General features: G+C 38.6%; 10 protein-coding genes. All 10 read right to left on the reverse strand.

Annotated features, from left to right (window positions below):
• Positions 1 to 326 precede the first annotated feature (326 nt).
• Entirely contained in the window at positions 327 to 1,745 is a 1,419-nt protein-coding gene (gene gatA, locus AC1DPQ_RS08110; protein ID WP_477608729.1) for an Asp-tRNA(Asn)/Glu-tRNA(Gln) amidotransferase subunit GatA, read from the reverse strand.
• A gap of 17 nt (positions 1,746 to 1,762) precedes the next feature.
• Complete coding sequence (gene tatA, locus AC1DPQ_RS08115) at positions 1,763 to 1,963, reverse strand: twin-arginine translocase TatA/TatE family subunit (RefSeq protein ID WP_199562669.1); 201 nt, start codon at positions 1,961 to 1,963, stop codon at positions 1,763 to 1,765.
• A gap of 11 nt (positions 1,964 to 1,974) precedes the next feature.
• Complete coding sequence (locus AC1DPQ_RS08120; RefSeq protein ID WP_036669953.1) at positions 1,975 to 2,334, reverse strand: Sec-independent protein translocase subunit TatA/TatB; 360 nt, start codon at positions 2,332 to 2,334, stop codon at positions 1,975 to 1,977.
• 47 nt (positions 2,335 to 2,381) lie between these two features.
• On the reverse strand, positions 2,382 to 3,677 hold the full coding sequence (locus AC1DPQ_RS08125) for a murein hydrolase activator EnvC family protein (RefSeq protein ID WP_477585475.1): 1,296 nt from the start codon (positions 3,675 to 3,677) through the stop codon (positions 2,382 to 2,384).
• Between the two features lie 186 nt (positions 3,678 to 3,863).
• The gene (lolB1, locus tag AC1DPQ_RS08130; RefSeq protein WP_477608732.1) at positions 3,864 to 4,655 is read right to left on the reverse strand and encodes a lipoprotein insertase outer membrane protein LolB1; all 792 of its coding nucleotides are present in this window, start codon (positions 4,653 to 4,655) and stop codon (positions 3,864 to 3,866) included.
• Positions 4,633 to 6,330: a tetratricopeptide repeat protein gene (locus tag AC1DPQ_RS08135; protein WP_477608734.1), complete on the reverse strand. Its 1,698-nt coding sequence runs from the start codon at positions 6,328 to 6,330 to the stop codon at positions 4,633 to 4,635. The genes lolB1 and AC1DPQ_RS08135 overlap by 23 nt, the downstream gene beginning before the upstream one ends.
• Before the next feature lie 60 nt (positions 6,331 to 6,390).
• Positions 6,391 to 6,822: a dUTP diphosphatase gene (gene dut, locus AC1DPQ_RS08140; protein WP_477585109.1), complete on the reverse strand. Its 432-nt coding sequence runs from the start codon at positions 6,820 to 6,822 to the stop codon at positions 6,391 to 6,393.
• Between the two features lie 94 nt (positions 6,823 to 6,916).
• Complete coding sequence (locus AC1DPQ_RS08145; RefSeq protein WP_477608736.1) at positions 6,917 to 8,407, reverse strand: oligosaccharide flippase family protein; 1,491 nt, start codon at positions 8,405 to 8,407, stop codon at positions 6,917 to 6,919.
• 78 nt (positions 8,408 to 8,485) lie between these two features.
• On the reverse strand, positions 8,486 to 8,800 hold the full coding sequence (locus tag AC1DPQ_RS08150) for an acylphosphatase (RefSeq protein ID WP_477582083.1): 315 nt from the start codon (positions 8,798 to 8,800) through the stop codon (positions 8,486 to 8,488).
• A 50-nt stretch (positions 8,801 to 8,850) separates the two neighbouring features.
• A partial coding sequence (locus AC1DPQ_RS08155) for an NAD(P)H-dependent flavin oxidoreductase (protein WP_477608738.1) occupies positions 8,851 to 9,708 on the reverse strand: 858 nt, incomplete at its 5' end.

Below are 9,708 nucleotides of genomic sequence, written 5' to 3' on the forward strand. Positions count from 1 at the left end.
GCCACAGTATCGGTATTGATAAAGATGTTGTTGTGAATCTTCGGAAGACTATCCAGTTTGAGCGTTTGTTGCGCGGAAGAAGAAGAAATGTATCCTAAACAAGCGCAAATTGAAGCAAAAAGTAATTTTTTAATCATGGGCTATTGGTTCAAATTTTCATTAACCGTGGCATGTGTCCTCACAAACCTTTATACAGATTTTTCTTTTCATAATAAGGAAAAGAGTAAGAACCTGCGAACCTTCTAGGCAATGCCTAGAAAAACAGTTAATAAAATGCCATTGCCATACTTAACTATAATGCTTTGTAACTCGCAATGACGATAAAACTATGATAAAAATGCCTGAGAAAAAGCCAGAAGCTTATCTTCCTCAAAATGTTTGGCTGTAAACTGTATACTTAACGGCAATCCTGCTGCATTATTGCCTAGTGGCAAAGCAATAGCCGGATTTCCGCTTAAAGAAGGCAATACGGTAAAAATATCGGCCATATACATCACAATTGCATCCTGAACATTATCGCCAATTTTAAAAGCTGCTGTTGGTGCCACAGGAGAAAGAATTAAATCATAATCCTCAAACAAGGCATCCATTTTTTCTCTGATCAACCGGCGAACCTGCTGTGCTTTTTGATAGTAAGCATCGTAATATCCCGCACTTAAAACAAAAGTACCTAAAAGAATGCGGCGTTTTACTTCCTCGCCAAAACCTTCGGCGCGGGACAATTTATAAAGCTCATTTAGCGATTTCGCCTCTAGGTTACGATGTCCGTAATGAACGCCGTCATAACGCGATAGATTTGAAGAGGCTTCGGCCGTTGTTAAGATATAATAGGCCGGAACCAGATAATCCAACAGATCAAAAGAAACATACTCAACAGTATGTCCATCTGATTTGAGCTGCTCGATCGATTTTAAAATAGCCGACTTGATTTCGGGATCGAGGGCTTCGCTCTCAATAGTTTCTTTTAATACCGCTATTTTGTGTTTTTTATGTTCATTCAAATGAGCAGGATAATCGGGCACTGCACTTGAAGAAACAGTAGAATCGTAATCATCAGCGCCAGCTAAAACCTGTAAAAGCAAGGCAGCATCTTCTACTGATGATGTAATTGGCCCAACCTGATCAAAAGAAGAAGCATAAGCAATAACACCATACCTTGAAATGCGCCCATAGGTAGGTTTAAGCCCAATTTGGCCACAAAATGCAGCTGGCTGTCTTACCGAGCCACCGGTATCGGTAYCCAGGGCAGACAAACACATATCGGCCTGAACGGCTACAGCTGAGCCACCTGAAGACCCACCAGGAACAAGGTCGGGATTTGCAGCATTTTTAGCAACCCCATAGTATGAAGTTTCATTAGAGCCGCCCATCGCAAACTCATCACAGTTTAAACGGCCGATAATAACGGCATCTTCCTGTAACAATCGCTGCACAATGGTAGAAGAATATGGAGATACAAAGCCCTCGAGCATTTTTGACGACGCAGTAACGATATGGTCTTTATAACAGATATTATCTTTAATACCAATTATCATTCCTGCAAGTTTGCCTGCAGTACCTTCTTCTATTTTTTGCTGTATCGCTTTCGCCTGAACTTCGGCCGATAAAAAAAACACCTCATTAAATGCATTGAGGTGTTCATTATTTTCAATTTGCTTAAAATAATAAGCTAATAAATCGGGTAAAGTTAATTGCTTTTGCGCAATGCGTGTTTGAATCTCTTTAAGAGAGCTGTATTTCTTCAAAACTAAAATTATTGCAATTAAACGGTTTTATCACGGTTAGATGGGTCTACTTGGTCTCCATCAACGCCATCTTTACCATCTTTAAATTCTTTAACACCTTTACCTAAACCTCTCATTAGTTCAGGAATTTTTTTACCACCAAATAATAACAATACCACTATCGCAATAATGATAATTTCTGGTGTTCCAAGCATTGCTGCTATTGTTGTATTTAACATGATTTTTTTGTTTAAACTTTTTCTTTGTCAGTTACAATTTTTTCGTCAGTAGGCTTGCTCAGATCAATGTGTGACTCACTTGCCTCTATTTTTTCATCAACCGGTGATTCTTCTGTTGGATGATGACGTTGACTATGGTTTACCGCTGTTTCTTCTGCTTCTTCTTTATCTAAATCCATTGCGTTGATATTCCTATGGATTTCACGCTTAACACCATCAGAGGCATCTTTGAACTCTCTGATTCCCTTCCCTAGTCCTCTTGCAAGTTCAGGTAATTTTTTACCTCCGAACAACAATAGAACCACCACTAAAATGAGTACGATCTCTGATCCACCCATGTTTAAAAACTCTAATAACGTGCCTTGATACATCACTAATATAATTTATACAAATATAGACATTTTAACTTGTCTTAAGTTTATTTACTAATCCAAGCTTCAGGATTTAAAGTTCCCTGGCCTCTTCTAATCTGGAATTTTAAAATGGCGTCGTCACCTGTATTTGCCACAATCCCAATCGCCTGTTTGGTTTCAACTAAATTACCTACACTCACACTAACCGATCTTAAGTTTTGGTACACTGTAAAGTACTCGCCGTGGTTAATTACTACGGCAGTTCTGCCCATAATATTTTGCACCATAACAACCTTACCTGCAAATATACTTCTAACAGTTGCCCCATCAGTTGTAGTGATATCTACTCCATCGTTGGTATAACTTGCCTGGTCGATCTTATGTAAACCAAACCTTTCGGTTATTGTTCCTGTTGCTACAGGCCAAGGTAACCTTCCTCTGTTATTTTCAAAACCTGCCGATAATCTGGCTGCCTCAGGTGTTGCAGTAAGCAATTCTCCTGTCGATTTTGCTTTAGCGGTTGGTGTAGCTGGTGCAGTAGGTACGGGTCTATTTTCAGCCTTGGCTTTTGCCGCCGCAATCCGTGCTTCTTCAGCCGCTTTTCTTCTTGCCTCTTCTGCGGCCTTCCTTCTCGCTTCTTCAATTGCCCGCTGAATTGCAGCACTAATGGCCCTGTCTATCTGAGCCTGTTGTTTTTTACGACTGGAAATATCCTGTTTAAACTGTTTTTCGTCCTTGCTCAGTTTGTTTAATTCTACTGATTGTTTGCTTTTATCCTTGCTTAAACGCTCACGCTCTCTTTCCTGTTCCTTCAACAGATCACTTTTTTCCCTGAGTGTTTTATCCAGGACCTTAATCTTGCCGTTCAGATCTTGCTGCGTATTTTCAATGTATCCAGCCTGTTTTTTACGGTATTGACTAAACTGCTGTAAATACTTTATTCTTTTATATGCCTGGTTAAAATCCTTCGCCGCAAAAATGAACATCATTTTATCGTATGAATTTCTGTTGCGCTGTGCAAAACGAATCATTCCCGCATACTCTTTTTTAAGATCGCCCAACTGACCTTGCAACGTATGTACGGTATTTGTGTTCTGAGAGATTTGGTTATCCAGATTTTTTATTTCAGAGTTGATTGTACCGATCTTATCCTGGCGCAGCCTAATCTGGGCATTTATAGTATTAATCTGCTGTATAGTAAGCTTTTTACCACTGGCAGTTTTATTCAAATTCTTTTGAAGCTGTTCAATTTCGCGTTGTATAGCTTCTTTTTTCCTTCTGAGCTGGCTTTCAGTTTGTGCAACCGCCGAAAGGGTTAACACGCTTAAAAAAAGGATAAATAGGAGTTTTTGTAGCTTCATTAAGCCAAAAGTATAAAAATTTTGTAGTAAAAAATATTAAAATCGAGATACTAAAGTCATAATTACTTATTACAGAACTGTCTTCACTCAATCTTCATACATAACAAAGATTGCCAGAGCCGCTGTACTAATGCAGTACCTAACCTGGCAAATCATTGATAGAGTATGTGAATGTAGTTTTTAAACCTACTTTACAACCGTAAATCTCTTTGGTACATTAAACGGAAAATCGACCGGAACATTGCCATCAATTTTGACAAACTGTAAGTCGATGTTTATCCGTTTTGCTTTAGATAGTGTTTTGATCTGCAATGCACTAGGGAATAATGACTCGTTTAATTTTTGATAGTCGGTATACGTAACTTTTAGCGCCTGACCGTTTTTAGCGTCATTTAAATTGGTTTCAGATACTTTAAACAGCGTGTTAAAAAGCAGTTTGTAATCCAACTCCGATTTGCTTCCAGAAACCACCCAAACACCATTTTCCTGTTTAACATCCGATTCTTGTGTTAGAAACTCGCCCATGGCATTGCCCGTTAAAATGGATTGTAGGGTATTAAAATTAACCTGTTTATTGGTGAAATTGTAAATATAACTAAAAGGTTTTTTTAGGTATTCGCTTTTCATCCGGTTCATGATCTTGATACTATCAGGCGTAATCAAAGCCCTTGCCACCTCTGCCATTCCACCTAAGGCTGTAATGCTTACCCAAATGGCTTCCTTGTCTTTCATCTTGAAATTCATGGTTACATCGTTTGCGTCGCCGGCAATATCTAAAGTTGCTTTTGCTTTTAAAGAAAGTGTATTAAATTTAAGTTGTTTGCTATTTAGTAGTGTTAAAGCTTCTGCTTTCGAATTATCAGTTTTGGTTTCTGTTTTGGTAGGTGGAGCCACTACAATTTCTTTTTTAGGTTTACATGCCGAAACAAAAATTACAGCTCCTAACAGGAATGCGCTATTTAAAATACTTCTTTTCATTTATCTTTTTAATTAATACTTCTGATCCGTTTCCAGTCTCTTTTGCTTTTTGCCATTGGATTAATGCAGCATCCTTTTCACCTTTCATAAAAAGTATATCGCCATATCGCTCCAAGTAAACACCGTTTTTACTGCTATTGTTTTGCAAAGCCTTTTCAATCCATATTTTCGCCAGATCGTATTTTTGCTGTTTAAACAGAATAAACGCGTAGGTATCTACAATTGAAGGATTATTAGGCATAGCATTGGCCGCTGTTTCTGCATATTTCGCGGCCTTGGTTAAGTCGTCATTTCTCAACGCCAAATAATAGGCATAATTATTCATGATGAGATAATTATCGGGCTCTGTTGAAATGGCTTTTTCGAAAGCTGTTTTAGCTAAGGCAAAATTATTCTGGTTGATGTAGATATCGCCCTGTAGTGCATAAATCTGTGCCTGCAGGCTTTTATTCTCTACATCCAACTGTAAGGAGGTTTTTAAATTGCTTTGAGCGGGCTCATATTTACCTGTTTTAAACAGGGCATAAGCCATATAATAATATAAGCTGGCCTGATTGGGATAAATGCTTAAAGCCTCATCGCCAACCTTTATCGCTTCCTCATAGTGCCCAAGCAGTGTTTGGATATTAATGACCTGTTCCCACACTACATAAATCTGTTCGTTAAGTTTTAAAGCAGCCTGATATTGGGACAATGCATCTTTTAAGTGGTTCTGCTGATAAAGTACATCGCCATAAAGTGCCAATGCTTTTGCATCAGCCGGATTTTTTTCTGCAACCAGTTTACTTAGTTCAGTTACATTTTTGGCAACAACGGGTTGGTTAAGTTTCGGAAAAAGTGCAGCGATAATCTTCACCTTTTCCGTAAGAGGCATTTCATTGCTTTCGAAAGCCAATTTTAAGGAAGAAAATGCAGCTTCGTCATTTTTCTGCYTACGGTAAATATCAGCCAAAGCCAGGTTTACCTCAAAATTATTGGGTTCGAGCTGCTGGGCTTTGGTTAATACCTTTAATGCTTCCGGATCATTTCCCTTCTGCAAAAGCAAACCTGCAGCATATAAATAGTTCTTTACATCAGCCTGATTGCCTTCCAATAATTTAACAATATCACTTTCAGTGGCATTCCCGTTAGATTGCAGACGCTTTCTGGCGTTTACCAAATCTCTTGATTCGCCAAATTTAGCCTGAATTTCATCATAGGTCTTTTTTGCAGCATCCAGCTGATTGCCTAAGAACTGCGCATTGGCTTTATCAAAATAATAGGCATCGTTTTCAGCATCGAGACGGATCAACTGATTAAACACTTCGATTAGTTCGGGCATGTTATTGGTGCGCTTGTATACCTCACCAAGTAAGCGCCAGTACCATAAATTGCCGGCGTTTAATTTAATTGCCTGTTTTATATGCTGTTCAGCTTCCGAAAGTTTATCTAAACGCAGGTTTGCATTGGCCAGCTCGAAATAGGCTGCATGGTTATTCGGATCTAAACCAACAATTTTATTGAAATTGGTAGAGGCAACAACATAATTTTCAGACATTTTCTCCCGTAAGCCCGCAAAAAACAATTGTTTTACCATATTGCTATCGCGATTGGCACTTGGCGTAACCGTTCCCTGCCCAAAAGCCTGGATGCTCACTAAAGTGGCTCCAACAAGAAAATGTACTTTGTATTTCATATCATTTATCAATCCAAATAATTTACTCCAGACTAAGGACTTTTGACTTAGGACTGTGGACTATTTCCCCGTATGTCCGTAGCCACCTTCGCCGCGTACAGTTTCCCCTAATTGTTCTACGGTTTGCCAGCTAACGGTTTCGTGTTTTGCCACAACCATTTGTGCAATTCTATCGCCATTAACGATTTTAAAATCTGTATCTGATAAATTTACCAATAAAACTTTTATTTCACCACGGTAATCGGCGTCAATTGTACCAGGAGCATTTACAATGCTAATACCGTGTTTATAGGCCAAGCCGCTTCTGGGTCTGATCTGTGCTTCGTAACCAATCGGTAATTCAATAAACAAACCTGTTGGCACCAATAAGCGCTGCAAAGGTTTCAATATCATTTCTTCTATTATTGATGCCCGCAGATCCATACCAGCCGCATGTGCAGTTTCATATTGTGGAAGTGCATGTTCGGATGTATTGATAATTTTTATTTCCATTTTTTTATTGTTGGGTACTTTAGGTTAATGGCTTATAGATCATGGTTTGATTGCCATTGACCATTAACGATGAACCTAATACAAAAGTCTCTAACTAACCTCTTTTTAGTATTTTCATTAAATCATTCTTTTCAAAATAGGCAATACCCGCAACAAAAACAATCAACATGGCATTGCCAATATAAATGTTTCTATGGAATACGAAAAACGAAGAGAATACCAGTATGATCGAAATGATTAAGTAAGATAAAATCTTTTTAAGATTATAGGGGATTGGGTAATATTTCTGTCCGAGGATATACGAAATAATCATCATCGTTCCATAGGTTGCCATCGAAACCCAGGCAGAACCCATATAACTAAACTTCGGAATCAATATGATATTGAATACAATGGTAATAAAGGCTCCAATTAAAGAAATATACAATCCAAATCTGGTTTGATCAGACAATCTATACCAAATAGAAAGGTTCATATAAATACCTAAACATACGTAGCCCACAAGTAAATAAGGAACTGCGGGCAAACCTACCCAATATTCGGCCAGGTGTTTTGCATCCCGGCTGATAAAGTATTTCAGGATTTCGATATTCGCAGTGAGGGCCACAAAAAGAATGGAAAGTGCTATTACAAAATATTCCAGAATTTTGGCATAAGTAATCTTTGCGTTTTCATTTTTGGCATAGCTGAAGAAAAACGGTTCGGCACCCAGTCTAAAAGCCATATTGAAAATACTCAGGAATATAGCCAGCTTACAAACAGCACCATAAATACCTACTTCTGCTTCGGTTGTGTATCTATCCAAAAGTATTTTATCCAGATTTTCATTAACGATGAAAGATAAATTTGYGATCAGGACAGGCCAGCTGTAAGAAAGCATTTTTTTAAAAAGATCACGGTCAAATTTAAACTGAACCTTTAAAAATTCTGGCACTAAAAGTAAAAAGGTAAGCGCACTTGCTACCAGATTGGCAATAAATACATACCCAACCCACTTATCACGGAACCAACTTTGAAAGAACGCTGCGCCGGGCAGATCATGTTTAATGATTAGCGGGATACCGTAAATGAAAAATAAGCTTAAGAGTACATAAGTCAAGATATTCACAAATTTAATGATGCTATATCTAAAAGGCTTTCCATCAGCCCTGATCCTGGCAAAGGGAATTACACAGATGGCATCTGAAAACAAGAGCCAAAGAAAATACTGTACATATCTTTTTTGATCCTGATAATGTGACATATTACTGTTTAACAACCATTTGGTGATCGGTTCGGTAAGAACAAGCCCAGTAATTAAAAACAGTATGGATATAAAGGCAACGATCAGGAAAGAATTGTTATAAACCTGCTGTTTTTTATCTTCATGTTTATTGAGATACCTAAAAAAAGTAGTTTCCATCCCAAAGGCCAGTATAGCATTCGTCATAGATGCATAAGCATACATTTTGGTAAAAACACCTAATGCACTAGCACCGTAACTCCGGGTAAATATTGGTGTTAATATGAAATTGAGTAACCGCGAGGCGATGGTACTGATACCATAAACCATGGTTTGCCCAAGAAACTTTTTATATACAGACATTTATGATTGAGATTTGAGTACTGCGTATTGAGATAGGCTCCTTAGTGGAACAATATAGCAATCCAACAATTCAGCAATTTATTTTCTTAAGATTTCAAAATTACGATAGTTTTTTACTTCACCATCGCTTACCGCCACATTTTCTACACGCGAGCGGTCTGGCCCTTCGTGGCACCAGTTTACAAATTCTTCCAGAAAAATATTGTCGCCTTCCGCTTCGATATAAACCGATCCGTCTTTTTCGTTCCTTACAAAACCGGTTACCATCATTTGGTTGGCAATAATTTTTGTGGTTTCCCTGAAGCCAACGCCCTGTACTTTACCTGTTATCGTTATATTGAGGTGTTTCACCCCTAAATTCCCTTGTGGAGATTTTATATTTTTTTCGCTCATGCTAAAATTTATTGTTGCAAAGTTAGTAAAGCAATTGTGTATCCATATGTTTATAAGTCCAATTCGCTTTGTAAACTGTTAAATCTTTGCAATTCGGACCTAAAATCTGACCATATTTCTTTCAGGATTTCTTTTGCAGGTTTAATTTCATCCAGCATAGCCGAAACCTGACCGATTTCGAGTTCTCCGTTTTCCATATCGCCCTCAAACATTCCTGCTTTTGCCCTTGCTCTGCCCAAAAGCTCCATTAAGCGGCCTCGGTCTGCGCCTTCAGCTTCTGCTACCGATATTGCATCGGCAAATTCATTTTTCAGCAACCGCACCGGAACCAGTTTTTTCATGGCCAGTCTAGTGTCGCCTTCAGCAGCAGCAATAATTTTATTTTTAAATGCCGGATGAGCAGATGATTCTTCGGCAACAGCAAAGGCCGAACCGATCTGAACCGCATCTGCTCCTAAAGCAAACGCAGCCAACATGGCTTTTCCACTCCCAATGCCGCCAGCTGCAATGACAGGAATTTTAACAGCATCCCTTATCATCGGAATTAAACACATGGTGGTGGTTTCTTCTCTCCCGTTATGTCCGCCTGCTTCGAAACCTTCAGCAACGATGGCATCAACGCCAGCTTCCTGGGCTTTTATGGCAAATTTTGTATTGGCAATTACATGAACGACAGTAATACCCTTTTCTTTTAAAAAACTGGTCCATGTTGCAGGATTACCAGCAGAAGAAAATACAATTTTTACTTTCTCTTCAATTACCACATCTATAATTTCCTGAATATTGGGATACAGCAATGGAATATTAACACCAAACGGCAGATGGGTAGCTAATTTGCACTTCTGAATATGTGTTCTTAAAACATCAGGATACATTGAACCGGCTCCAATAATGCCAAGACCTCCTGC

It is taken from the genome of Pedobacter sp. 01T416_2 (assembly GCF_056398925.1).